The following is a 24,365-nucleotide window of genomic DNA, read 5'->3' as shown; positions in this document are numbered from 1 at the left end:
CTCATTGCAAGCCGCTGACGCGGCCCGCGGCGTCGAGACGACAGGTCACGCGCGATTCCCGCACCGCGTTGCCCTGCGGCGGGCCGTAGAGCACGCGCGCCCGCAGCGGCACGTCGATCTCGCCGTTGCGCGCGCGCCGCGCCCCTCCCGCGCTCGCCGCCTCCACGTAGATCGCGCCGAAGGGCTGCGCCGCGGCCGCGAGCGCGCTCCAGCAGACCCGCACCACCGGCTCGTCCACGCCCGGCGCGGCGCGCAGCGGGGCGAGCCGCCCCGGCGGCGCGGCCGCCCGCGCGGCGTCCCGTCCCGGCAGGAATTGAACCGGAAGATCGGGCCCGCCGCGCCCGCCGCCGCCGGGGATCGAGCCCACGGTCTGGGGATCGAGCGGCGGGGCGGCAGGGACAGGCGATGGGGCCGGAGATGGGGCCGGAGACGGGGCCGGAGACGGGGCCGGAGACGGGGCCGGAGACGGTGCGGCCACGGATGGCGCCGGAGCGGCGGGCGGTGCTGCGGGCGCGCTCGCGCCGGGGGCGGGGCCGGAGCCAGCGCCGGGGGTCGACGGCGTCGTGTCGCCCGGAGGGCCGGACGGAGAGGGCGGCGGAGCTGGAGACGCGCTCTCGTCGCCGCCACCGGAACCGCCGCCACCGGGACCGCCACCACCGGGATCACCGCCATTAGGGCTCTCGCCACCCGGACCGCCGCCACCCGAACCGCCCCCACCCGGGGAACCACCCCCCTGCCCCGGAGGCCCGTCGCCGCCGCGGCCGGGCGCGGAACCGCTGCGGCCGGGAGAGCCGTCGTCGCGCGCGCCGGACGTCGAGTCGCTCTGGCCGGGAGGCCCGCCGTCGTCGCTGCGGCCGGGCGGACCGTCGCCGCCGCGGCCAGGGGCGCTGTCGCTGCGTCCCTGGGCGAAGGCCGGGTCGCTGCCAATGAACGGGGGATGGGTGGCGAAAGCGAGCGTCAGCGCCGCGATCGCAGCGGCGGTGGTGTATCGTGAGCGCATCGGGTCGACCTTCGAGCAGGAGCGTGCCTCGTCCGGCCCCCCGACGCGAACGGCCGGCCGTCTTCGGCCGACCGAGGTCAAACGCCCCGTCGCAGCCGCCGTTCCCGGGCCGCGACGGCTCCGGGAACGGCGCCCCTGCTTACTTCCTCGCCCAGAAGAGGGCGCGCGTCAGAGCCGCATCTCGAAGCAATCGAACCCCGCACGCTTGACCGCGCGACAGGCGGATTGCGCCTCGCCCGCGCTGCCGAAGCCGGCGAAGCGGGCGCGGTAGAAGGTCCGCGAGCCGTTGCGCACGCGCTCGGCCACGGGCTGCGCCTGCGCGAGCGGCGAGCCGACCTTGCCCCGCGCCCGCTCGAGGAGATCGAGCGCCGCACGCTCGCTCGTCGCCGCCGACAGCTGGATCGCGTGACCGGACGGAGCCGGCGCGGCAGCGGCGGCGGGCGCCGTGGCGGCAGCCTGCGCGGCGGCGGCGAGGCGGAGCGGACGCGCGGGCGGGACGGGATGGTCGAGCGGCTCGGGCAGCTCGGCCACGACGTCGGGCTGCGCCGCGACGCCAGCCGCCAAATCCTCGCGCGCGTCCTCGCCGGCCGCCTGGAGGGATGCGGCGGGAGCGGCGGCGACGGGCGCTGCGGCGGTCCGGAGCGTGGCGGTCGCGGAGGCGGACGCGGCGGGCATGGCCGGCATCGCCGGCGCGCTCGCGACCTCGGTCTCGGGCTTCTCCTCGGCGAGCGTGGTCGAGCCCTGGTCGGCGTCGAGATCGCCGAAGGCGGCGACGGCGCGCTCGCCGGCGGGGCCGGTCTCCTCCGGATCGGGCTCCGGGTCGAGCTCGGCGATGACGAGGACGGGCAGGTCGAGCGGCCGCGTCGGCGGCGTCGGGACGTTCGCCGCGACGAGCATGCGCCCGGCGGACGGCGCCGTCCCGACGAGCCGCGTCGTGCGCGCGCCGGCATAGGCCTGCGGCATGTAGCGCTCGACGAGCCCGGTGACGATCCCGTCGCGATGCGCGCCGGAGCGCCCGCCGAGGACGATCGTCACGATGTGCCGATCGTCGACCTTGGCGTTCGTCATCAGGTTGAAGCCGGAGGCGCGGATGAACCCGGTCTTGATCCCGTCGACGCCGCGCACGCGCCCGAGCAGGCGGTTGTGGTTGCCGTGCCTCGTGCCTTCGAAGTCGAAGCTGCGGGTCTGGAAATAGGTGTAGTACTGGGGGAAGCGGTCCTGGATCGCCACCGCGAGGACCGCGAGATCCCGCGCGGTCGAGACCTGGGCCGCGTTCGGCAGGCCGTGCGCGTTGCGGAACTCGGTCCGCTCCATGCCGATCGCCCGCGCGCGGCGGGTCATCAGCGCGGAGAAGCCCTCGACGCTGCCGCCGAGATTCTCCGCGACGACGGTGGCGACGTCGTTCGCCGAGCGGGTGACGAGCGCCTTGATCGCCTGCTCGACGGTGATCGTCGTGCCGGGCTTGACGCCGATTTTCGAGGGCGGTTCGGCGGCGGCGCGGGCCGACACGCGCAGGGGCGTGTCGAGCGAGAGGCTGCCAGCCTCGAGGCGCTCGAAGACGAGGTAGAGCGTCATCACCTTCGTGATCGAGGCGGGATAACGCAGGTGGTCGGCATTCACCTCGTGCAGCACGCGCCCCGCATTCACGTCGACCACGATCGCCGCGAAGGGCGGATCGTAGGCGGCGGCGGGCGTAGGGGACGCGAGGACGAAGGCGGCGAGAACGGGGAGCACGGCAAGGAGCTTGCGCGCGCGCACGGAGTACTGGCTGATCATGTTTCGACGGCCCCAATCGGCGGCGGGAACGGTTCAGCTCTTCTCGGCTGCTCACCAACACCTGTCGCGACTTCGCGGCGATCGTGGGGCAGGTCGCAAATAAAAACGCCGAAAGGTTCCGTAGGAATATTTTTGAACATGTCGAGATCTCGGCAAATTCGCGCCGCGAAAGCGTGGCAATAGAGGCGGCGCGTCGATCGGAGACTGGCGCGAGCGCGTCGCATGCTGCCGAGGGGGCGGGTGTCCGTGGGCGCGACGGCGATGGTGCGCGCTGTCGTTTCTATCTGCGGTGTCATCCCGGACGCCGAAGGCGATCCGGGACCCATATCCACGACGGCTCAGTCGCAGCCTGTTGGCTGCGTTTCTCCATCGGAAGCTGCCCAAATGTAGCGGAACGAGCGCGGCATGCGCGCTCGAACGATCCTCGTGGATATGGGTCCCGGGTCCGCTTCGCGGCCCGGGATGACAGCCTTTCGAACTCTCCGGGGCAAGGCGAGCGGCGGCGCTCTCGGCTCGCGAAAGCCCCCTACCCCGTGCCCCCCTCGCCGACCGCATTCTCCTCGGGCGCGGCGAGCGTGGCCTCGATGGCGACCTGGAGACCGCCTGGCTCGTAGGCGAGGCGGACGTGGCCGTGGAGCTGGACGGCGAGCGCGCGCTCGAGGATCTGGGTGCCGAAGCCGGCGCGGGTCGGCTTCTCGACAGGGGGCCCGCCCTCTTCCGACCAGCGCAGCCGGAGGCGCCGGGTGCCGTCCGCCTCGTCTGAAACGCTCCAGCGGACGACGACGCGGCCATTGGGCACCGAGAGCGCCCCGTGCTTCGCCGCATTCGTCGTCAGCTCGTGGGCGGCCATGCCGAAGGCGACCGCGATTTCGGCCGGGAGCGCGACGCGCGGCCCGTCGAGGGCGATGCGCGAGCCGCGCCCGTCCGCATAGGGCTCGAGCTCGAGCTGGAGGATGTCGGCGATGCCGGCGCCCTCCCAGGCGTTCTCGATGAGGAGCGTATGGGTGCGCCCCAGCGAGATCAGCCGATCGGTGAAGGCGGCGCGGAAGGCCGCGGGGCTCGGCGACGTGCGCATGGTCGAGGCGGCGATCGCCTGGACGGTCGCGAGCGTGTTCTTGACGCGATGGTGCAGCTCGCGCTGGATCAGCGCCTGGCGCTCCTCGGCGCGCCGCCGCTCGCTCAGATCGAGCATCGCGCCGATGACGCGCTGCGCCCGGCCCTCCCGGTCGCGCAGCACGTAGCCGCGGTCGAGCACGAAGGCGTAGCTGCCGTCCGCGCGCGCGAACCGGTACTCGGCCCGAAACCGCCGCCCGCCCCCCTCGATCGCGGCGCGCAGCTCCGCCTCGACGCGGGCGCGGTCTTCGGGATGCACGCGCTCCATCATCCAGGCCGCCTGCGTCTCGATCACGGCGTGGCCGAACAGCGTCTCGACGGCGCGGTTCCAGATCACCTGGTCGGAGGCGAGATCCCAGTCGCGGATCGCGTCGTTGGTGGCGCGCGCGGCGAGCCGGTAGCGCTCGGCGATCTCGGCGAGGCGCATCTCGCCGATCCGGCGCTCGGTGACGTCGGCGAGGGTGCCGATCACGCGCGCGGGCTTGTCCTCCTGGAGGATCGTGCGGCCGTCGCAGGCGATCCAGCGGCGCGCGCCGCGCGCATCCTGCACCGTTCGGAACTCGAGCGCGAACCCGCCGATCGTGCCGCGCGCGATGCGCTCGCGCACCGTCCGCTCGACGTCCGCGCGGTCCTCCGGATCGACATGCGCGAGGAGCGTGTCGAGGTCGTAGGGGCCCTGCGAGGGCAGCTCGAGCAGCGCACGGGCGTGCTCGTCGAGAAACAGCGCGCGGCTCGCGAGGTCGAGGTCGAACACGCCGATGCGGGCGGCCTCGGCGGCGAGGCGACGCCGCTCCTCGCTGACGCGAAGGGCCGTCTCGGCGGCGACGTGCTCGGTGACGTCCACGCCCTGCACGAAGATGGCGCTCGGCTCGCCGTTGTCGTCGACGATCGGCTGGAAGACGAAGTCGACGAAGCGCCGCTGCGCCTCCCCGGCGGGGCCGCGCGCGAGGCGCACGGCGGCGTTGCGCGCGACAAAGGGGAGGCCCGTCGCCCGCACCTCGTCGAGCCGCTCGAGGAAGCCCTGATCCGCGAGCTCGGGCAGCGCCCGCGCGACCGGACAGCCGACGAGCGCGCGATCGCGACCGACGAGCTGCGCATAGGCGTCGTTGACGAGTTCGAAGACGTGGTCGGGCCCGTGCAGCACCGCCATGAAACCCGGTGCCTGCGAGAACAGGACGCGCAGCCGCTCGCGCTCGGCCCGCTCCAGAGCACGCGCGCGGACCTCGGCCGTGGTCTCGGTGCAGGCGCAGAACATCCCCACGACCGTGCCGTCGCCGTTCCGGACGGGGGTGTAGGAGAAGGCGAAATGGGCCACCTCGGGATAGCCGTGCCTGTGCATCACGAGGCGGATGTCGCTCATCGCCGTCGCCTCGCCCGCATAGGCCCGGTCGAGGATGGGGAAGACCTGATCGGCGAGCTCGGGCCAGACCTCCGCGAAGGGGCGCCCGAGCGCCTCGGGATGGCGCCGGCCGAGCAACGTGGCGTAGCCGTCGTTGTAGAGGACGATCCGCTGCGGCCCCCAGGTCAGGAACATCGGCTGGATGGCGTCGAGCATCAGCGCGACGAGGGTGCGCAAGCGCTCCGGCCAGGCCTCGGGCGGACCGAGCGGATTCGAGGCCCAGTCCGCCGCGCCGATCCGCAGCGCCATCTCGCCGGACGCGGCCCCGCCGCGCGCGGCCTCGCCGAACGGGTCAGCATGACGATCGACCATGGGCCAGAGCCTCTCGAGCGGCGGGACGCGACACAGCGGCCCGAGTCTGGGCATGTTCGAGCCGCGATTGTGGAACGCGATCGCACCGCGGCCGTTCCGAAACCGGAGAGTCTCTGCTCGCGGGTGCGCGAAAGGCGTCGGTGCGGCAGCGGCGACCTCTGCTACGATCAGTGTGACGCAACGGGACGCGAAGAGGGCAGATCGCGATGCGGATGCGACCATGGGCGCTGTGGATCCTGCTGCTCCTCGTGGCGGCGAGCCTCGCCCCCTCCCCTGCCCGAGCACAGGCCGAAGAGACGCTCGACGAGGCCGTGTGCCGGATGATCGAGGGCGCGGCGCGGGCGAACGACCTGCCGATCGGCTTCCTCACGCGGCTGATCTGGCAGGAGAGCAGCTTTCGACCGCACGTCGTCAGCCACGCCGGCGCGCAGGGCATCGCCCAGTTCATGCCCGGCACCGCCGCCGAGCGCGGCCTCGCCGATCCGTTCGACCCCGAGCAGGCGATCCCGAAGGCGGCGGAATTGCTCTCCGATCTCAAGGCGCGCTTCGGCAACAAGGGGCTCGCCGCGGCGGCCTACAATGGCGGCCCGCGCCGCGTCTCCGATTGGCTCGCGGCGCGCGGCGGGCTGCCGCTCGAGACGCGCGATTTCGTCATGCGCATCACGAGCCGCAGCGCCGAGGACTGGGCCGCGCTCGCCGGGGGCGCCGTCGAGCTTCCGGCGCAGAGCGCGGAAGACGAGGAGGCGGCCGCGGCCGCCGAAGAGGACGAGCGCTGCCTCACCCTCGTCGCCCTTCTGCGCGGACCGGGCCTGCCAGGCGCGCCGGGGCCGGCGCTGAGCCCGTTCGCGCCCTGGGGCGTCCAGCTCGCGGGCAATTTCGTGCGCGAGCGCGCGCTCGCCACCTTCGAGCGCGCGCGGCGGCAGGTCGCCTCCGTCGTCGGTGACGCGCAGCCGATGGTGATCGGCACCCGCATGCGCACCCGCGGCGGCGCGCCCTTCTACCGCGTGCGCCTCCCCGCCCAGACCCGCGCGGAAGCGGAAGCCCTCTGCCGCCGCATCCGCGACGCCGGCGGGGCGTGCGTGGTGGTGAGGAGCTGACGGCTCACGCCGCCGCGTAGGTGGAGGCGACGCGGCCGTCGCGGAAGGCGATGAGGGTGCGCGGGGGGATCGTCGTCCAGGTCTCGTCGCGGGTGAGCGGGCGGGTGGCGATCACGGTGACGACGTCGTCGGGGGTCGTCTCGCGCGCGAAATCGACCTGGAGATCCTCGTCGACCAGCGTCGCCTTGCCGAAGGGCGCCTCGCGCGTGAGATAGGACAGGCGCTTGTCGGCGAAGGCGTAGAGGGTGCGGCCGTCGCTCAGGAGCAGGTTGAGGACGCCCATCGGCGCGAGCTCGGCGACGATCTCGGCGATGCGCCGGTCGAGGGTCGCCGGCGCGGGCTCGCGCTCGTAGCGGCTGCGCAGGCGGTGGAGCATGAAGGCGAAGGCGTGCTCGCTGTCCGTCGTCCCGATCGGCCGATAGGCGCCGAGGGGAAGCCTCTTGGCGCCCTTCAGCTGGCCGTTATGGGCGAAGGCGAAAGGCCGGCCCCACAATTCGCGCAGGAAAGGGTGCGTGTTCTCGAGCGCCACGCGCCCGCGATTGGCCCGGCGGACATGGGCGATGACGGTTCGGCTCTTGATGGGGTAGCGGCGGATCAGCCCCGCGATCTCGGAATCGGCGCTCGGCTGCGGATCATGGAAGGCGCGGCAGCCGCGGCCCTCGTAGAAGGCGATGCCCCAACCGTCCCGATGCGGCCCCGTCCCCCCGCCCCGCCGGGCGAGGCCCGCGAAGCTGAAGCGAATGTCTGTGGGGACATTCGCGCTCATGCCCAACAACTCGCACATGCTCCCCCCGGCGCTCCGACGAGCCCTGCCGACAACGCCCGCGCCGCGCGGGCGGATCCGCGGGCGCGGCGTTCGCGCTCAGGCCGACTTGTCGAACAATTCCCGGCCGATCAGCATGCGGCGGATCTCGCTCGTGCCGGCGCCGATCTCGTAGAGCTTGGCGTCGCGCAGGAGGCGTCCCGTCGGGTAGTCGTTGATGTAGCCGTTGCCGCCGAGCAGCTGGATCGCGTCGAGCGCGACCTGGGTGGCGAGCTCGGCCGCGTAGAGGATCGCGCCGGCCGCGTCCTCGCGCGTGGTCTCGCCGCGGTCGCAGGCCTTGGCGACGGCGTAGACATAGGCCTTGGCGGCGTTCATGCGGACATACATGTCCGCGACCTTGCCCTGGACGAGCTGGAACTGGCCGATCGGCTGGCCGAATTGCTTGCGCTCGTGGACATAGGGCAGGACCACGTCCATCGCCGCCTGCATGATGCCGAGCGGGCCCGCCGCGAGCACCGCGCGCTCGTAATCGAGGCCCGACATCAGCACGTTGACGCCGCGTCCGACCTCGCCGAGCACGTTCTCTTCCGGCACCTCGCAATCCTCGAACACGAGCTCGCAGGTGTCGGAGCCGCGCATGCCGAGCTTGTCGAGCTTCTGGTGGGTGGAGAACCCCTTCATGCCCTTCTCGATCAGGAAGGCGGTGATGCCGCGCGGCCCGGCGCTCGGGTCGGTCTTGGCGTAGACGACGAGCGTCTCGGCGACGGGACCGTTCGTGATCCACATCTTGTTGCCGTTGAGCACGTAACGGTCGCCCTTCCTGTCGGCGCGGGTGCGCATCGACACGACGTCCGAACCCGCACCCGGCTCCGACATCGCGAGCGCGCCGACATGCTCGCCGGAGATGAGCTTGGGCAGATACTTCTCCTTCTGCGCGCTCGTTCCGTTGCGGCGGATCTGGTTGACGCACAGGTTCGAATGGGCGCCGTAGGAGAGGCCGACCGAGGCAGACGCGCGGGAGATCTCCTCCATCGCGACGACGTGCTCGAGATAGCCGAGCCCCGCCCCGCCCCATTCCTCCTCGACCGTGATGCCGTGCAGGCCGAGCTCGCCCATCGGCACCCACAGGTCGCGCGGGAAGGTGTTCGTGCGGTCGATCTCCTCGGCGCGGGGCGCGATCTTCTCGGAGGCGAAGGCCTGCACCGTCTCGCGGATGGCGTCCGCGGTCTCGCCGAGATCGAAATTGAGGCTCTTGCCGGCATTGGGGATCATGGCGCGCATCCTCGGTGGGTTCGTTTGCGCTCGTTATAGGCAGCGGGAGCGCGTGTGTCGACGGGGAGGCGCGGCGTCGGGGGTCTGTCATCCCGGGCCGCGAAGCGGACCCGGGACCCATAAGCTCCGACGACCGTCCGAGCGCGCATGCCGCGCTCGCTGCTCGACCTCGCAGCAGCTTCGATCCTCGGAGAAACGCAGCCTACAGGCTGCGACCCGAGCGTCGAGGGTATGGGTCCCGGATCGCCTTCGGCGTCCGGGATGACACCATCCGGTCTCAGCGGAGCGTCGGGTAGAGGTCCGCCCAGAGCGGGTTCATATCCTCGATGAGCGTGACCTTCCAGTCTCGCTTCCAGCGCTTGATCCGCTTTTCCCGAGTGATGGCCGCTTCGATCTCCGTGTGAACTTCGTACCAGACCAGACGGGCGACTCCGTAGCGGCGGGTGAAGCCGGGCACCGCCCCCTGCCGATGCTCGAAGACGCGGCGCGACAGATCGTTCGTCACACCGGTATAGAGCGTTCCGTTTCGGCGACTGGCGAGCATGTAGACGTAGTACATTGCGCACCTATGAGATGCATTCTCTCCATGATACACCTTCATAGCGGAGGTTGTCATCCCGGGCCGCGAAGCGGACCCGGGACCCATATCCGCGACGACCGTCCGAGCGCGCATGCCGCGCTCGCTGCTCGACCTCGCAGCAGCTTCGATCCTCGGAGAAACGCAGCCTACAGGCTGCGACCCGAGCGTCGAGGGTTTGGGTCCCGGATCGCCTTCGGCGTCCGGAATGACACGGTTTGTGCTCGGCCGGAGTTCAGGCGATGGTGATGGCCATGAACGATCTCACCGAGCGCCCCAACCGCATCCCCTGGCCGCCAATCCTCTTCGCGGGCGCGGCGCTCGTGGCGCTCGGGCTCGAATGGGTGGTGCCGACGAGCCATGGCGGGTACGGGGTCGTGCGGGCGCTCGGGGCGGTGCTCGCCGCGGGCGGGCTGTCGCTCGACGTCTGGACGGCCCTCACCTTTCGCCGGCACGCGACGACCATCATGCCCCATCGCGGCGCCGATCGGCTCGCGACCGACGGGCCGTTCCGCTTCTCGCGCAACCCGATCTATCTCGGCAACACGCTGATGGTGATCGGCCTCGGCCTCGCCTTCGACTGGCTCTGGGCGATCCCCGCCGCCCTCGTGGCCGCCGTCGCGGTCTCGCGGCTCGCGATCGCGCGCGAGGAGCGGCATCTGGAAGCGCGGTTCGGGCAGGCGTGGCGGGATTATGCGGGGCGGGTGCGGCGTTGGCTGTGAGGGGAAATCGACGAGGAGGCAGTTCGATGGCTTTCGACGAGACGGCGCAGATCCACATCGAAGCGGGCACCCCCGTCTTCTACGTCCACGAGGTGGATTCCGGGTTCGAACTCAGGACGATCGCCTTCCAACGCGCCACGTCGCAACATGCGGAGACCCTCAGCAAGCATCTCGCCTCCGAGGACGAGGCCATCGCCTTTTGCATGACGCATCCTAGCGCCGAGACGTCGATGATCGTGATCACGACCGTGCGCTCCGACGGTGGCGTGACTCTGCGGTCCTTTCGAAAAGCCGCCTGAAGGCCGATCCAGCCGCTGCACCACATGAAAAAGCCGCCCCGAAGGGCGGCTTTCTCGTCTCGTCGATGGCTTGCAGCCGAAGGCTCACTCGCCCGCGGGCAGCTCGCCGACGCCGGTGCCGGCGCCGGTGGCCTCGGCCTTCTGCTGGAGGATGAGCCCGTCGCGACGCGTCGCGATCCCGCGGATCTGCGCGGAGAGGGCGCCCGTGCCGGCCGGGATGAGCGAGCCGACGATGACGTTCTCCTTGAGCCCTTCGAGCTCGTCCACCTTGCCGTTGACCGCCGCCTCGGTGAGGACGCGGGTGGTCTCCTGGAAGGACGCGGCCGAGATGAAGGAGCGCGTCTGCAGGCTCGCCTTGGTGATGCCGAGCAGGACCGGCACGCCGACGGCGGGCTTCTTGTTCTTGTTGTCGGCGAGAAGACGCTCGTTGATCTCCTCGAATTCGAGGCGATCCATCTGCTCGCCGGCGATCAGCTCGGTGTCGCCCGTCTCGGTGATCTCGACCTTCTGCAGCATCTGGCGGACGATCACCTCGATGTGCTTGTCGTTGATCGACACGCCCTGCAGGCGATAGACCTCCTGGATCTCGTTGACGAGATAGGCGGCGAGCTCCTCGACGCCCTTGATCGCCAGGATGTCGTGCGGCGCCGGGTTGCCGTCGACGATGAAATCGCCGACCTCGACCACGTCGCCGTCCTGCAGGTGGATGTGCTTGCCCTTCGGGATCAGGTACTCGACCGGATCCGAGCCGTCGTGCGGGGTCAGCGTCAGGCGGCGCTTGTTCTTGTAGTCGCGCCCGAACTGGATCGTGCCCGACTTCTCCGCGATGATCGCCGCATCCTTCGGACGGCGCGCCTCGAACAGCTCCGCCACGCGCGGCAGACCGCCCGTGATGTCGCGCGTCTTGGCGCTTTCGGTCGAGACGCGGGCCAGCACGTCGCCGGCCTTGACCTTGTTGCCCGGATCGACGGCGATGATCGCGTCGACCGCGAGCAGCGAGCGGGCGTCGCCGCCGCGCGGCAGCTTCTTGATCTTGCCGTCCTCGTCCATGATCGTGATCGCGGGCTTCAGATCGGCCGTGCGCGAGGAGCCGCGCCAGTCGATGACGACGCGCTTGGCGATGCCGGTCGCCTCGTCCATCGTCTCCACGATCGAGCCGCCGTCGACGAGATCCTCGTAGGCGACCGCGCCGTCGACTTCCGCGATGATGGGACGCGAATAGGGATCCCACTCCGCGATGCGCTGACCGCGCTTGATCGAATCCCCCTCGTCGACGCGCAGGCGGCCGCCATAGGGAATGCGATGCACCGCGCGCTCGGCGCCGTCCGGCCCGATGATCACGACGGCCACGTTGCGGCCCATCGCGATCAGCTCGCCGTCCGAATTGCGCGCGACGTAGCGGTTGCGCAGCGTGACCTTGCCCTCGAAGGAGCTCTCCACGAAGGAGGTGTCGGCGATCTGCGCCGCGCCGCCGATGTGGAAGGTGCGCATCGTGAGCTGGGTGCCCGGCTCGCCGATCGACTGCGCCGCGATGACGCCGACGGCCTCGCCCTGGTTGACGGGCGTGCCGCGGGCGAGATCGCGCCCGTAGCAGGTGGCGCAGACGCCGTTCTTGGTCTCGCAGACGAGAACCGAACGGATCTTCACCTCCTGCACGCCGGCCGCGTTGATCGCGTCGATGTGCTTCTCCTCGATCATGACGCCCTTCGGCACCAGGATCTCGCCCTCGACGTCGACCACGTCCTCGCCCGCGGTGCGGCCGAGGATGCGCGAGCCGAGCGTCGCGACGACCTGACCGGCATCGACGATGGCGCGCATCGCGATACCCTTCTCGGTCCCGCAATCCACCTCGCGGATGACCGCGTCCTGCGCCACGTCGACGAGACGACGGGTGAGATAGCCCGAGTTCGCCGTCTTGAGCGCGGTGTCGGCGAGACCCTTGCGGGCGCCGTGGGTCGAGTTGAAGTACTCGAGGACGTCGAGGCCTTCCTTGAAGTTCGAGATGATCGGCGTCTCGATGATCTCGCCCGAGGGCTTGGCCATCAGGCCGCGCATGGCGGCGAGCTGCTTCATCTGGGCCGGCGAGCCGCGGGCGCCCGAATGCGACATCATGTAGATCGAGTTGACCTGCTTGTCGCGACCCTGGTCGTCCTTCTGCACCGACGAGATGCGGGCCATCATCTCCTGAGCGAGGCGATCGGAGCACTTCGCCCAGGCGTCGACGACCTTGTTGTACTTCTCGCCCTGGGTGATCAGGCCGTCCTGGTACTGCTGCTCGTAATCCTTCACGAGCTTGCGGGTCTCCTCGACGATGTCCCACTTGTTCTCCGGCACGACCATGTCGTCCTTGCCGAAGGAAATGCCCGCCTTGAAGGCGTGGTAGAAGCCCATCGCCATGATCCGGTCGCAGAAGATCACCGTCTCCTTCTGCCCGCAATTGCGGTAGACCGTGTCGATCATGTTGGAGATTTCCTTCTTCGTCATGAGCTTGTTCACGACGTCGAAGGTGACGCGGGGGCTCCGCGGCAGGAGCGTGCCGAGGATCGCCCGACCGGGCGTGGTGTCGTAGACCTGCGTGTAGGGCACGCCGTCCTCGCCGATATTGGTGGCGCGGAACTTGATCTTGGTGTGGAGATTGATCGCCTTCTGGAAGAGGGCGTGATCGATCTCGCCGAGATCGGAGAACAGCATCCCCTCGCCCGGCTGCCCCTCCGCGAGGATGGACAGGTAGTAGAGGCCGAGCACGATGTCCTGCGAGGGCACGATGATCGGCGCGCCTGAGGCCGGGTGCAGGATGTTGTTCGTCGACATCATCAGCACGCGCGCCTCGAGCTGGGCTTCCAGCGAGAGGGGCACGTGGACGGCCATCTGGTCGCCGTCGAAATCGGCGTTGAAGGCGGCGCAGACGAGCGGGTGCAGCTGGATCGCCTTACCCTCGATCAGCACAGGCTCGAAGGCCTGGATGCCGAGGCGGTGGAGCGTCGGCGCGCGGTTGAGCAGCACCGGATGCTCGCGGATGACCTCGTCGAGGATGTCCCACACCTCGGGACGCTCCTTCTCGACGAGCTTCTTCGCCTGCTTGACGGTGGCCGAATAGCCCTTCGCGTCGAGACGCGAATAGATGAAGGGCTTGAACAATTCGAGCGCCATCTTCTTGGGCAGGCCGCACTGGTGCAGCTTGAGCTCGGGACCCACGACGATGACCGAGCGGCCCGAATAGTCGACGCGCTTGCCGAGCAGGTTCTGGCGGAAGCGGCCCTGCTTGCCCTTGAGCATGTCGGCGAGCGACTTCAGCGGGCGCTTGTTGGCGCCCGTGATGACGCGCCCGCGGCGGCCGTTGTCGAACAGAGCGTCGACCGCCTCCTGCAGCATCCGCTTCTCGTTGCGGATGATGATGTCGGGCGCGCGCAGCTCGATGAGGCGCTTCAGGCGGTTGTTGCGGTTGATGACGCGACGGTAGAGGTCGTTCAGGTCCGACGTCGCGAAGCGGCCGCCGTCGAGCGGGACGAGCGGGCGCAGGTCCGGCGGGATGACGGGGATCACGGTCAGGATCATCCATTCGGGGCGGTTGCCCGACTGGACGAAGGCCTCGATGATCTTGAGCCGCTTGAGGAGCTTCTTCGGCTTGAGCTCGGAGGTCGTGGTGGCGATCTCGTGGCGCAGGTCGATGGCGATCTTCTCGAGGTCGAGATCCTCGAGGATCTTGCGGATCGCCTCGGCGCCGATCATCGCCGTGAAGCTGTCCTGGCCGAACTCCTCCTGCGCGCGCAGGTACTCCTCCTCCGACAGGAGCTGGCGCTCCTTGAGCGGCGTGAGGCCCGGCTCGATGACGACGTAGGACTCGAAATAGAGGATCCGCTCGAGATCCTTGAGCGTCATGTCGAGCAGGAGGCCGATGCGCGAGGGCAGCGACTTCAGGAACCAGATATGGGCGACGGGGGCGGCGAGCTCGATATGGCCCATGCGGTCGCGCCGCACGCGCGCGAGCGTGACCTCGACGCCGCACTTCTCGCAGATGACGCCCTTGTACTTCATGCGCTTGTACTTGCCGCACAAGCACTCGTAATCCTTGATCGGCCCGAAGATGCGCGCGCAGAACAGACCGTCGCGCTCGGGCTTGAAGGTGCGGTAGTTGATGGTCTCCGGCTTCTTGATCTCGCCGTAGGACCAGGACAGAATCTTCTCGGGGCTCGCGATCGAAATCCGGATCTGATCGAACGACTGCGGCTGCGCCGCAGTGTTGAAAAGGTTCATGACCTCTTGATTCATCGCCGTCTCCTGGCAGGGCGAGGCCGCCGTCCCCTCGCCGCGTAAAGCGCATGACGCCGCGGGGCTGTGGGCACCCCGCGGCCGGTCTCGTATCGGAACCCGATCAGGGCCTCATTCCGCCGCCTCGGAGGGCGGCAGCTCGTTCTCGTTCGACTTCGAGGACGTCAGCTCGACGTTGAGGCCGAGCGAGCGCATCTCCTTGACGAGCACGTTGAAGCTCTCCGGAATGCCGGACTCGAAGGTGTCGTCCCCGCGCACGATGGCCTCGTAGACCTTGGTGCGGCCGGCGACGTCGTCCGACTTGACGGTGAGCATCTCCTGCAGCGTGTAGGCCGCGCCGTAGGCCTCGAGCGCCCAGACCTCCATCTCGCCGAAGCGCTGGCCGCCGAACTGCGCCTTGCCGCCCAGCGGCTGCTGGGTGACGAGCGAGTAGGGGCCGATCGAGCGGGCGTGGATCTTGTCGTCGACGAGGTGGTGGAGCTTCAACATGTAGATGTAGCCCACCGTCACCCGACGGTCGAACGGCTCGCCGGTGCGCCCGTCGTAGAGCGTCACCTGGCCCGAGCGATCGAGCCCGGCCATCTCGAGCATGCGCTCGATGTCGGCCTCCTTGGCGCCGTCGAAGACCGGGGTGGCCATCGGCACGCCGCGGGTGAGGTTCGAGCCGAGCTCGACGAGCGTCTCGTCCTCGAGCCCGTCGAAGGCATCGCCGTCCTCGTAGATCCGCGTCAGCGTCTCGCGCAGAGGCGCGATGTCGTGGGCGCGGCGATAGGCCTCCACCGCCTCGGCCACCTGCCGGCCGAGACCGGCCGCGGCCCAGCCGAGATGGGTCTCGAGGATCTGGCCGACATTCATGCGCGAGGGCACGCCGAGCGGGTTGAGCACGATGTCGACCGAGGTACCGTCCTCCAGGAACGGCATGTCCTCGAGCGGCACGATCTTCGACACGACGCCCTTGTTGCCGTGGCGGCCGGCCATCTTGTCGCCGGGCTGGATCTTGCGCTTCACCGCCACGAAGACCTTGACCATCTTCATGACGCCCGGAGGCAGCTCGTCGCCGCGCTGCAGCTTCTCGACCTTGTCGAGGAAGCGCTGCTCGAGGCGCTTCTTCGATTCGTCGTACTGCTTCTGGATCGCCTCGAGCTCGGCCATGCGGGCATCGTCGGCGACGACGAAGGCCCACCATTGCGAGCGCGGATATTCGTTGACGATCTCGCGGGTCAGCTCGGTGTCCTTGCGGAAGCCCTTCGGCCCGGCGAGCGCCGTCTGGCCGACGAGGAGATCGGCCACGCGCGCATAGGTGTTGCGGTCGAGGATCGCCTGCTCGTCGTCGCGGTCCTTGGCGAGGCGCTCGATCTCCTCGCGCTCGATCGCCTGGGCGCGCTCGTCCTTGTCGACGCCGTGGCGGTTGAAGACGCGCACCTCGACGATCGTGCCGGTGACGCCCGGCGGCACCCGCAACGAGGTGTCGCGCACGTCCGACGCCTTCTCGCCGAAGATGGCGCGGAGCAGCTTCTCCTCCGGCGTCATCGGGCTCTCGCCCTTGGGCGTGATCTTGCCGACCAGGATGTCGCCCGCGTTCACCTCGGCGCCGATATAGACGATGCCCGCCTCGTCGAGGTTCTTGAGCGCCTCTTCCGAGACGTTCGGGATGTCGCGGGTGATCTCTTCCGGCCCGAGCTTGGTGTCGCGGGCCATCACCTCGAATTCCTCGATGTGGATCGAGGTGAAGACATCCTCCTTCACGATCCGCTCGGAGAGGAGGATCGAGTCCTCGAAGTTGTACCCGTTCCACGGCATGAAGGCGACGAGCACGTTGCGGCCGAGCGCGAGCTCGCCGAGCTCGGTCGAGGGGCCGTCGGCGATGATGTCGCCCTTGGCCACGACGTCGCCGACGCGCACGAGCGGCTTCTGCGTGATGCAGGTGTTCTGGTTCGAGCGCTGGAACTTCTGCAGCCGGTAGATGTCGACGCCGGGCTTGCCGGGATCGGTCTCCTCGGTGGCGCGGATGACGATACGCGTCGCGTCGACCTGGTCGACCACGCCCGCGCGGCGCGCGCCGATGGCGGCGCCCGAATCGCGCGCGACCACCGCCTCCATGCCGGTGCCGACGAAGGGCGCGTCGGCGCGCACGAGCGGCACCGCCTGGCGCTGCATGTTCGAGCCCATCAGCGCGCGGTTGGCGTCGTCGTTCTCGAGGAACGGGATCAGCGCGGCCGCGACCGAGACGAGCTGCTTGGGCGACACGTCCATGAGGTCGACGCGGTCCGGCGGCATCACGATGACGTCGCCCGCGCGGCGGCAGATCACGAGATCCTCGGTGAGGCGGCCGTCCTCGTCGAGCGCGGCGTTGGCCTGAGCGACGTTGTACTTCGCCTCCTCCATGGCCGAGAGATAGATCACCTCGCCGGTGACCCGGCCCTCGTGCACGCGGCGGAAGGGCGTCTCGATGAAGCCGTACTTGTTCACGCGCGCGAAGGTCGCGAGCGAGTTGATGAGGCCGATATTCGGGCCTTCCGGCGTCTCGATCGGGCAGATGCGGCCGTAATGGGTCGGGTGCACGTCGCGCACCTCGAAGCCCGCGCGCTCGCGGGTGAGGCCGCCCGGGCCGAGCGCCGAGAGGCGGCGCTTGTGGGTGACCTCGGAGAGCGGGTTCGTCTGGTCCATGAACTGCGAGAGCTGCGAGGAGCCGAAGAACTCGCGCACCGCGGCGGCCGCGGGCTTGGCGTTGATCAGGTCCTGCGGCATCACGGTGTCGATGTCGACCGACGACATCCGCTCCTTGATGGCGCGCTCCATGCGCAGGAGACCCAGGCGGTACTGGTTCTCCATCAACTCGCCGACCGAGCGGACGCGGCGATTGCCGAGATGGTCGATGTCGTCGACCTCGCCCTTGCCGTCGCGCAGATCGACGAGCGCCTTGACGACCGCGAGGATGTCCTCGCGACGCAGCGTGCGATGCGTGTCGGGCGCGTCGAGATCGAGGCGCATGTTCATCTTCACGCGGCCGACCGCCGAGAGGTCGTAGCGCTCGGCGTCGAAGAACAGCGAATGGAACATCGCCTCCGCGGTGTCGAGCGTCGGCGGCTCGCCGGGACGCATCACGCGGTAGATGTCGAACAGCGCCTCCTCGCGGGCGGAGTTCTTGTCCACCGCGAGCGTGTTGCGGATGTACGGGCCGACATTGACGTGGTCGATGTCGAGGACGGGGATCTCGTCGAAGCCCGCCTCGGCGAGCACCTTGAGGAGCTTCTCGTTGAGCTCCTCGCCGGCCTCGGCGAAGATCGCGCCGTTCGCGTAATCGACGAGGTCCTCGGCGACGTACTGGCCGAGCAGGTCCTCGTCGGTCGCGCGCAGCGCCGTGACGCCGCGCTCGGCGAGCTGGCGGGCGACGCGCGCGGTCAGACGCTTGCCGGCCTCGAGCACGACCTCGCCGGAATCGGCGTCGATCAGGTCGACCGAGCCCTTGAAGCCCTTCATCCGCTCGGCGTCGAAGGGAACGCGGAAGGCGTCCTTGTCGCGCTTGTAGAGGATGCGGTTGTAGAAGGTGTCGAGGATCTCTTCCGAATCGAGGCCGAGCGCATAGAGGAGCGACGAGACCGGGATCTTGCGCTTGCGGTCGATGCGCGCGTGGACGATGTCCTTGGCGTCGAACTCGATGTCGAGCCACGACCCGCGATAGGGGATGATGCGCGCGGCGAAGAGGAGCTTGCCCGACGCGTGCGTCTTGCCCTTGTCGTGGTCGAAGAACACGCCCGGCGAGCGGTGCATCTGCGAGACGATGACGCGCTCGGTGCCGTTGACGATGAAGGTGCCGTTGTCCGTCATGAGCGGCATGTCGCCCATGTAGACGTCCTGCTCCTTGATGTCCTTGACGGACTTCGCCTGCGTGTCCGGATCGACGTCGAACACGATCAGCCGCAGCGTCACCTTGAGCGGCGCGGCGAAGGTCATGCCGCGCTGACGGCACTCGTCGACGTCGTATTTCGGCGGCTCGAAGGTGTACTTGACGAATTCGAGCAGCGCGGTGCTCGCGAAATCCGAGATCGGGAACACGGACTTGAAGACCGCCTGCAGCCCCTCGTCGGGGCGCCCGCCCTTCGGCTCGTCGACCAGGAGGAACTGGTCGTAGGACGCCTTCTGAACCTCGATGAGGTTCGGCATCTCCGCGACTTCCCGAATCCGCCCGAAGGACTTGCGAATGCGCTTGCGGCCTAGCAGCGTGTTGGCCATGTCGACCTTGCTCCTCATCCACGGCTGACCCGGAGCCCGGGGGTGCGATACCGCGCCCTCGGAGAGGTGGGCCCGTCCGGGCCCCGGGTCAGCCGCCCCGCCCGTCGCGCCATGCGGCGTGGGCGGCTCAGGCTTGCCTCGAGGGGCGCATCACCCCCCGCTCGAAACGTCCGCGGCCGGGCTCGCATGCCCTGGCCACCGGACGGAAACGACGGCCCCGGGGAAACCCGGGACCGTCGGCGTCGTCTCGACCCGATCGCGTACGCGACCGGCCGAAGATCACTTGAGCTCGACCTTGGCGCCGGCCTTCTCGAGCTGCGCCTTGATCTTCTCGGCCTCGTCCTTCGACGCGGCCTCCTTCACGGTCTTGGGCGCGCCCTCGACCAGGTCCTTGGCCTCCTTCAGGCCGAGACCGGTGATCGCGCGGACCTCCTTGATGACCTCGATCTTCTTGTCGCCGGCGGACGCGAGGACGACGTCGAACTCGGTCTTCTCCTCGACCGGAGCGGCGGCGGCGGCGGCCGGAGCGGCGACGGCGACGGCGGCGGCAGCCGACACGCCCCACTTCTCCTCGAGCATCTTCGCGAGCTCGGCGGCCTCGAGAACGGTGAGCGACGACAGGTCGTCGACGAGCTTGGCAAGATCAGCCATTGTCTTACATCCTAGATAGGTTCGAACGGGTTTCGTTGAAGGGGGGCAGCGTCAGGCCGCTTCCTCGGACTTGGCATAGGCTCCGAACACGCGCGCGAGCTTGGCGGCAGGCGCGGTCGACAGCTGGGCGATCTTGGTCGCCGGGGCCTGGATCAGGCCGATCAGCGTACCGCGCAGCTCGTCGAGGGACGGCAGCGTGGCGAGCGCCTTGACACCGTCCGGGTTCAGAGCGGTCTGACCCATCGCTCCGCCGAGGATCACCAACTTGTCGTTGGCCTTGGCGAAGTCGACGGCGACCTTCGGAGCGGCGACCGGATCGTCGGAATACGCGAGCAGGGTCGGGCCCTGCAGGTATTGCGAGATCGAGGCGACCTCCGTGCCTTCGAGAGCGATCTTGGCGATGCGGTTCTTCGCGACCTTGACGGAGGCGCCGGCCTGCTTCATCTGCGCGCGCAGCTTCTGCATGTCGGCGACCGAAAGGCCGGAATAGTGGGCGACGACGACCACGGACGTGCTGGTGAACACGCCGTTGAGCGTCGCGGCGAGCTCGCGCTTGGCTGCTCTATCCACTGGGCTCTCTCCGGTTGGACGGAACGGAAGACGTTCCGACCGGTTGCACTTGCCGTCTCTCGCTCCGGCTCGCCGGGCCGACAGACGGCGCTCTAGCAAGCCCTGTCCCCCTCGGCCGCGCGGGACGCGCGATCTCGGGCGAGATGGTTCGAACCTCTTCCGGGCGTCGGCATGGCGCCGAACCCCCGTGGAAAACGCTCTTCCCCGTCTATGCCGGCCCCCGGAAAATCCCGGGATTCAAGCCCCTTCGGCACGAAGCCGGCGGGGCACCCGCAGTCTCGGACAGGACATTGGACCCTCCCCGCGCCTTTCGGCGAAGCGGCGGGCCCGTCCTCCGCCCGGTCGCCCGGGCGGAAACGCGCAGAACGAGGCTCGATCGCGCCGAGCCTCATCTCATTGAAAACGCGGACCGCTTCCTTAACGCGTCGCGGCGTGGATGCCAAGGGCTTTTCCACGAAAAAGTCAAGCGCGTTTTTCCCACGCTCGCCTCTCTCGCGGAAGCGCCCCGGCACCGCGCCGCGACGTGCGCCGGGCGTCAGCTCATGACGCTCGACAGCGTCACCTTGAGGCCGGGGCCCATGGTCGAGGTGACGGCGATGCGCTCGATATAGGTGCCCTTGGCGCCGGACGGCTTCGCCTTGGCGACCGCGTCGGCGAAGGCCTTCACGTTCTCGGCGAGCTTGCCCGTCTCGAACGAGAGCTTGCCGATGCCGGCATGCACGATGCCCGCCTTCTCGACGCGGAACTCGACCGCGCCGCCCTTGGCGGCCTCGACGGCGCCCTTCACGTCCATCGTGACCGTGCCGACCTTCGGGTTCGGCATCAGGCCGCGCGGGCCGAGCACCTTACCGAGACGGCCGACGAGCGGCATCATGTCCGGGGTCGCGATGCAGCGATCGAAATCGATCGTGCCGCCCTGGATCGTCTCGAGCAGGTCCTCGGCGCCGACGATGTCGGCACCCGCCGCCTTGGCCTCGTCGGCCTTGGCGCCGCGCGCGAAGACCGCGACGCGGACCGTGCGGCCCGAGCCGTTCGGCAGGTTGCAGACGCCGCGGACCATCTGGTCGGCGTGACGGGGATCGACGCCGAGATTCATCGCGATCTCGACGGTCTCGTCGAACTTCACCTTGGAGCGCTGCTTGAGCAGCTCGATCGCCTCGTCGAGGCCGTACTCCTTGGTGGGATCGATGCCCTCGCGGGCGGCGCGGATGCGCTTTCCAGCCTTGGCCATTCTACCCTCCTCAGTCCACGACTTCGAGGCCCATCGAGCGGGCGGAACCGGCGATCATCGCCGCAGCCGACTCGACGGTGTCGCAGTTCAGGTCGACCATCTTCTTCTCGGCGATCTCGCGGACCTGGGCCGCGGTGACCTTGCCGACGTTGCCGCCCTTGCCGGGCGTGGTGGAGCCCTTCTGGACGCCGGCGGCGCGCTTGAGGAAGTAGGAGACCGGCGGCTGCTTCATCTCGAAGGTGAAGCTGCGATCCTGGTAGGCCGTGATGACCACCGGAATCGGCATGCCCTTTTCCATCTGCGCGGTCTTCGCGTTGAAGGCCTTGCAGAATTCCATGATGTTGAGGCCGCGCTGACCGAGCGCGGGGCCGATCGGCGGCGAGGGATTCGCCGAGCCGGCCGGGACCTGAAGCTTCACGTAGCCCGTGATCTTCTTCGCCATGGGACTGCTCCCGTGTCGTCCGTCACCGGCTGCCGACCGGTGCGGAGGGTTGCAGGGCGCGGTACGGTCCTATGCGAGCCCGGATGGCGACCGGGCGGACCTCCCGCGCATGTGCGCCGCGACGCGTCACTGCGCCGCGGCGATGCGCCGCGTGTCGTCGGGCGGGGCTGCGCGCCCCTCAGACCTTCTCGACCTGGGCGTATTCCAATTCGACCGGGGTCGCGCGGCCGAAGATCGACACGGCGACCTTCACGCGCGAGCGGCTCTCGTCGACTTCCTCGACCACGCCGTTGAACGACGCGAAGGGGCCGTCGGAGACGCGCACCGTCTCGCCGACCTCGAAATGCACTGAGGGCTTGGGCCGCTCCACGCCTTCAGCGACCTGGCCCTTGATGCGCTCGGCCTCGTGGTCCGGGATCGGCATCGGCTTCGCCTTGTCGGCGCCGAGGAAGCCGGTGACCTTGGGGGTGTTCTTGATGAGGTGGTAGACCTCGTCGGTCATCTCGCACTTCACCAGCACGTAGCCGGGGAAGAACTTCCGCTCGGTGTCGACCTTGCGGCCGCGGCGGACCTCGACGACCTTCTCGGTCGGCACCAGGATCTCCTCGAACTTCTCGGCGAGCCCGCGCTGATCGGCCTGATCCTTCAGCGATTGAGCGACCTTGTTCTCGAAGTTCGAGTAGGCGTGGACGATGTACCAGCGCATGGCCATGACGATCAGCCCCCGAGCCCGAGGACGAGGCCGACGCCGGTGCGCAGCAGCCAGTCGACCACGAGGAAGAACAGGGCGGCGAGCAGCACCATCACGAAGACCATGCCGGTCGTGACCATGGTCTCCTTGCGCGTGGGCCAGGTGACCTTGGAGCCCTCGGCACGGACCTGCTGGAGGAACTGGAAGGGGGACGTCTTCGCCTTCGCCATCGTATCCATGAAGCCAAAAGCGCCCTCGCGCCGCGCAGCGCCCCCGTTCGGGGCACCGTCGGCAGAGGGCTCGCTGTCGCGCTCGACCGGCCCGCACGCGACTCGCGCGGCCGGAGCAGGGGGGTAATAAGCCCCCGTGGAGGGGAAATCAAGCCGCGCGTCGCGCGCCCGCCGCATCCGGGCTCATCGCAGGGGGTCTTGGCGAGGGGTCACGGCGGCGGCGCGTGCTCGCCGCCTCGCTCCTCCCCGAGCCACGCCTCCACCTCGCGCGCGGCCCGCACCCCGCTCGCGAACGCGCCTTGCAGGAGATAGCCGCCCGTCGGCGCGGCCCAGTCGAGCATCTCGCCCGCGACGAAGACGCCGTCGCGCGCCGCGAGCCGCCTCGTGCCGGGGACGAGCGCCTCGGCGGGAATTCCGCCGGCGCTGGAGATCGCCCGATCGATCGGGCGCAGGCCGCTCACGACGAGCGGGACGGCCTTGGCGAGGCGCGCGAGCGCGGCGGGCGCCTCAGGCAGCGCCGCCCCCGCCGCCTCGCGCATCAGGCCGGCGCCGACCGGCGGGATGCCGGCGCGGCGCAGGCGCTCGGTGAGCGTCTTCTTGCGACCGCCGGCCTCGATCCGCGCGGCGAGCGCGGCCTCGTCGAGATCCGGGCGGAGATCGACGCGCAGCCGCACCGGCCCCGCCGCGAGCGCCTCGGGCAGATCGGCGAGGCGGTAGATCGCGGTGCCCTCGAGCCCGTGGCGCGTGACGATCGCCTCGCTCGCGACCCGAGCCTCCCCTCCCCCCTCGCGCGCGATGGCGACGCGCTTCAAGGGGGTGCCCGCGAAACGCTCGGCGAAGAGCGGGCTCCAGGCGATCTCGACGCCGACATTGGCCGGCACCAGAGGCGCGACCGGGATGCCGGCGCGCGCGAGGATGTCGACCCAGGCGCCGTCCGAGCCGAGCCGCGGCCAGCTCGCGCCGCCGAGCGCGAGGATCGTCGCGTCGGCGCGCACGCGCATCGCGCCCTGGAGCGTGTCGAAGACGAGCGCGCCGTCCGGCGAGAAGCCCGTCCACAGCGCGCGGGCGACGAGCCGCACGCCGCGCTCTTCCAGCCGGCGCAGCCAGGCGCGCAGGAGCGGGCTCGCCTTGAAGCTCTTCGGGAAGACGCGGCCCGAGGAGCCGACGAAGGTCGGCTCGCCGAGCCCCTCGCACCAGGCGACGAGCGCGGCCGGATCGTAGGCGCGCACGTCCGCGCGCAGATCCTCCGCGAGGCTGCCGCGATAGCGCGCGAGGAAGGCGTCGAGCGGCTCGGAATGGGTGAGATTGAGCCCGCCGCGACCCGCGATCAGGAATTTTCGCGCGGGCGAGGGCATGCGCTCGTAGATCGCGACGGCGACGTCGCCCCGCCCGGAGAGGCGCTCCGCCGCAGCGAGCCCCGCCGGGCCGGCGCCGACGATCGCCACCTGCCGCTGCGTGACCATCGATGTTTCTCCCGGTTCGACCTGAAGCGCTCTGCGTCCTTCTAGACGCCTCGCGACCTCCAAAATCAATGGGACGCTGTCATCCCGGGCCGCGAAGCGGACCCGGGACCCATACGCTCGACGAGCGCCCGAGCGCGCATGCCGCGCTCGCTGCACCACCGTGCAGCAGGTTCAATCGTCGCAGAAACGCAGCATACAGGCTGCGACTGACACGTCGTGAATATGGGTCCCGGATCGCCTTCGGCGTCCGGGATG

At 69.7% G+C, this 24,365-nt stretch carries 18 protein-coding genes; 3 read left to right on the top strand and 15 right to left on the bottom strand.

What is annotated here, in order from left to right; genetic code table 11:
* Nucleotide 1 precedes the first annotated feature (1 nt).
* The 3 genes from ACK4UM_RS14545 to ACK4UM_RS14535 all read right to left on the bottom strand — a co-directional run bounded on the left by ACK4UM_RS14545 (nucleotide 2) and on the right by ACK4UM_RS14535 (nucleotide 5,600).
* Nucleotides 2–367 carry a hypothetical protein gene (locus tag ACK4UM_RS14545; protein ID WP_409800420.1) on the bottom strand — a complete coding sequence of 122 codons (366 nt, stop codon included), beginning with the start codon at nucleotides 365–367 and terminating at the stop codon, nucleotides 2–4.
* Between the two features lie 801 nt (nucleotides 368–1,168).
* Nucleotides 1,169–2,776 (bottom strand): D-alanyl-D-alanine carboxypeptidase, encoded by a 1,608-nt coding sequence (locus tag ACK4UM_RS14540; RefSeq protein ID WP_409800418.1) that lies wholly within the window; start codon nucleotides 2,774–2,776, stop codon nucleotides 1,169–1,171.
* A 526-nt stretch (nucleotides 2,777–3,302) separates the two neighbouring features.
* On the bottom strand, nucleotides 3,303–5,600 hold the full coding sequence (locus ACK4UM_RS14535) for a PAS domain S-box protein (RefSeq protein ID WP_409800416.1): 2,298 nt from the start codon (nucleotides 5,598–5,600) through the stop codon (nucleotides 3,303–3,305).
* Nucleotides 5,601–5,806: 206 nt separating this feature from the next.
* On the opposite strand from ACK4UM_RS14535, the gene ACK4UM_RS14530 reads away from it, so the two are divergent.
* A complete protein-coding gene (locus tag ACK4UM_RS14530; protein ID WP_409800414.1) occupies nucleotides 5,807–6,697 on the top strand; it encodes a lytic transglycosylase domain-containing protein in 891 nt (296 codons plus the stop codon).
* A 4-nt stretch (nucleotides 6,698–6,701) separates the two neighbouring features.
* Here ACK4UM_RS14530 and ACK4UM_RS14525 read toward each other — a convergent pair whose 3' ends face one another.
* The 3 genes from ACK4UM_RS14525 to ACK4UM_RS14515 form a co-directional block, all read right to left on the bottom strand.
* Entirely contained in the window at nucleotides 6,702–7,481 is a 780-nt protein-coding gene (locus tag ACK4UM_RS14525; protein ID WP_409800412.1) for a class II glutamine amidotransferase, read from the bottom strand.
* Nucleotides 7,482–7,559: 78 nt separating this feature from the next.
* Entirely contained in the window at nucleotides 7,560–8,732 is a 1,173-nt protein-coding gene (locus ACK4UM_RS14520; RefSeq protein ID WP_409800410.1) for an isovaleryl-CoA dehydrogenase, read from the bottom strand.
* 277 nt (nucleotides 8,733–9,009) lie between these two features.
* Entirely contained in the window at nucleotides 9,010–9,291 is a 282-nt protein-coding gene (locus tag ACK4UM_RS14515; protein ID WP_409800408.1) for a GIY-YIG nuclease family protein, read from the bottom strand.
* Nucleotides 9,292–9,563: 272 nt separating this feature from the next.
* Between ACK4UM_RS14515 and ACK4UM_RS14510 the strand changes: the two genes are divergently transcribed.
* The gene (locus ACK4UM_RS14510; protein ID WP_409800406.1) at nucleotides 9,564–10,031 is read left to right on the top strand and encodes a methyltransferase family protein; all 468 of its coding nucleotides are present in this window, start codon (nucleotides 9,564–9,566) and stop codon (nucleotides 10,029–10,031) included.
* A gap of 26 nt (nucleotides 10,032–10,057) precedes the next feature.
* Complete coding sequence (locus ACK4UM_RS14505) at nucleotides 10,058–10,330, top strand: hypothetical protein (protein WP_409800405.1); 273 nt, start codon at nucleotides 10,058–10,060, stop codon at nucleotides 10,328–10,330.
* A gap of 84 nt (nucleotides 10,331–10,414) precedes the next feature.
* On the opposite strand, the gene rpoC is transcribed toward ACK4UM_RS14505, so the two are convergent.
* From rpoC to ACK4UM_RS14460, 9 genes are all read right to left on the bottom strand, one after another.
* Nucleotides 10,415–14,599, bottom strand: a complete 4,185-nt coding sequence (gene rpoC / locus ACK4UM_RS14500; protein WP_409800403.1) for a DNA-directed RNA polymerase subunit beta' — start codon at nucleotides 14,597–14,599, stop codon at nucleotides 10,415–10,417.
* Nucleotides 14,600–14,710: 111 nt separating this feature from the next.
* Nucleotides 14,711–18,832 carry a DNA-directed RNA polymerase subunit beta gene (gene rpoB / locus ACK4UM_RS14495; protein ID WP_409800401.1) on the bottom strand — a complete coding sequence of 1,374 codons (4,122 nt, stop codon included), beginning with the start codon at nucleotides 18,830–18,832 and terminating at the stop codon, nucleotides 14,711–14,713.
* A gap of 279 nt (nucleotides 18,833–19,111) precedes the next feature.
* Complete coding sequence (gene rplL, locus ACK4UM_RS14490; protein ID WP_409800399.1) at nucleotides 19,112–19,483, bottom strand: 50S ribosomal protein L7/L12; 372 nt, start codon at nucleotides 19,481–19,483, stop codon at nucleotides 19,112–19,114.
* Nucleotides 19,484–19,534: 51 nt separating this feature from the next.
* Nucleotides 19,535–20,053, bottom strand: coding sequence for a 50S ribosomal protein L10 (gene rplJ / locus ACK4UM_RS14485; RefSeq protein WP_409800397.1), 519 nt, complete (start codon nucleotides 20,051–20,053; stop codon nucleotides 19,535–19,537).
* A 535-nt stretch (nucleotides 20,054–20,588) separates the two neighbouring features.
* Nucleotides 20,589–21,284, bottom strand: a complete 696-nt coding sequence (rplA, locus tag ACK4UM_RS14480; protein WP_409800395.1) for a 50S ribosomal protein L1 — start codon at nucleotides 21,282–21,284, stop codon at nucleotides 20,589–20,591.
* 10 nt (nucleotides 21,285–21,294) lie between these two features.
* Nucleotides 21,295–21,726: a 50S ribosomal protein L11 gene (gene rplK / locus ACK4UM_RS14475; RefSeq protein WP_409800393.1), complete on the bottom strand. Its 432-nt coding sequence runs from the start codon at nucleotides 21,724–21,726 to the stop codon at nucleotides 21,295–21,297.
* Nucleotides 21,727–21,904: 178 nt separating this feature from the next.
* A complete protein-coding gene (nusG, locus tag ACK4UM_RS14470) occupies nucleotides 21,905–22,438 on the bottom strand; it encodes a transcription termination/antitermination protein NusG (protein ID WP_409800391.1) in 534 nt (177 codons plus the stop codon).
* Between the two features lie 5 nt (nucleotides 22,439–22,443).
* Nucleotides 22,444–22,647: a preprotein translocase subunit SecE gene (gene secE, locus ACK4UM_RS14465; protein WP_409800389.1), complete on the bottom strand. Its 204-nt coding sequence runs from the start codon at nucleotides 22,645–22,647 to the stop codon at nucleotides 22,444–22,446.
* A 209-nt stretch (nucleotides 22,648–22,856) separates the two neighbouring features.
* A complete protein-coding gene (locus tag ACK4UM_RS14460; protein WP_409800387.1) occupies nucleotides 22,857–24,110 on the bottom strand; it encodes an NAD(P)/FAD-dependent oxidoreductase in 1,254 nt (417 codons plus the stop codon).
* Between the last annotated feature and the right edge of the window lie 255 nt (nucleotides 24,111–24,365).

Source organism: Salinarimonas sp. (assembly GCF_046292825.1).
Classification (GTDB): Bacteria; Pseudomonadota; Alphaproteobacteria; order Rhizobiales; family Beijerinckiaceae; genus Salinarimonas.
This window is presented reverse-complemented; position numbering and strand designations above follow the sequence as displayed.

What these genes read in the sequence shown, in the direction of transcription:
- ACK4UM_RS14540 (WP_409800418.1), bottom strand. Translation starts at nt 2,776, where the DNA reads ATGATCAGCCAGTACTCCGTGCGCGCGCGCAAGCTCCTTGCCGTGCTC.
- ACK4UM_RS14535 (WP_409800416.1), bottom strand. Translation starts at nt 5,600, where the DNA reads ATGGTCGATCGTCATGCTGACCCGTTCGGCGAGGCCGCGCGCGGCGGG.
- ACK4UM_RS14530 (WP_409800414.1), top strand. Translation starts at nt 5,807, where the DNA reads ATGCGGATGCGACCATGGGCGCTGTGGATCCTGCTGCTCCTCGTGGCG.
- ACK4UM_RS14525 (WP_409800412.1), bottom strand. Translation starts at nt 7,481, where the DNA reads ATGTGCGAGTTGTTGGGCATGAGCGCGAATGTCCCCACAGACATTCGC.
- ACK4UM_RS14520 (WP_409800410.1), bottom strand. Translation starts at nt 8,732, where the DNA reads ATGATCCCCAATGCCGGCAAGAGCCTCAATTTCGATCTCGGCGAGACC.
- ACK4UM_RS14515 (WP_409800408.1), bottom strand. Translation starts at nt 9,291, where the DNA reads ATGTACTACGTCTACATGCTCGCCAGTCGCCGAAACGGAACGCTCTAT.
- ACK4UM_RS14510 (WP_409800406.1), top strand. Translation starts at nt 9,564, where the DNA reads ATGAACGATCTCACCGAGCGCCCCAACCGCATCCCCTGGCCGCCAATC.
- ACK4UM_RS14505 (WP_409800405.1), top strand. Translation starts at nt 10,058, where the DNA reads ATGGCTTTCGACGAGACGGCGCAGATCCACATCGAAGCGGGCACCCCC.
- rpoC (WP_409800403.1), bottom strand. Translation starts at nt 14,599, where the DNA reads ATGAATCAAGAGGTCATGAACCTTTTCAACACTGCGGCGCAGCCGCAG.
- rpoB (WP_409800401.1), bottom strand. Translation starts at nt 18,832, where the DNA reads ATGGCCAACACGCTGCTAGGCCGCAAGCGCATTCGCAAGTCCTTCGGG.
- rplL (WP_409800399.1), bottom strand. Translation starts at nt 19,483, where the DNA reads ATGGCTGATCTTGCCAAGCTCGTCGACGACCTGTCGTCGCTCACCGTT.
- rplA (WP_409800395.1), bottom strand. Translation starts at nt 21,284, where the DNA reads ATGGCCAAGGCTGGAAAGCGCATCCGCGCCGCCCGCGAGGGCATCGAT.
- rplK (WP_409800393.1), bottom strand. Translation starts at nt 21,726, where the DNA reads ATGGCGAAGAAGATCACGGGCTACGTGAAGCTTCAGGTCCCGGCCGGC.
- nusG (WP_409800391.1), bottom strand. Translation starts at nt 22,438, where the DNA reads ATGGCCATGCGCTGGTACATCGTCCACGCCTACTCGAACTTCGAGAAC.
- secE (WP_409800389.1), bottom strand. Translation starts at nt 22,647, where the DNA reads ATGGCGAAGGCGAAGACGTCCCCCTTCCAGTTCCTCCAGCAGGTCCGT.
- ACK4UM_RS14460 (WP_409800387.1), bottom strand. Translation starts at nt 24,110, where the DNA reads ATGGTCACGCAGCGGCAGGTGGCGATCGTCGGCGCCGGCCCGGCGGGG.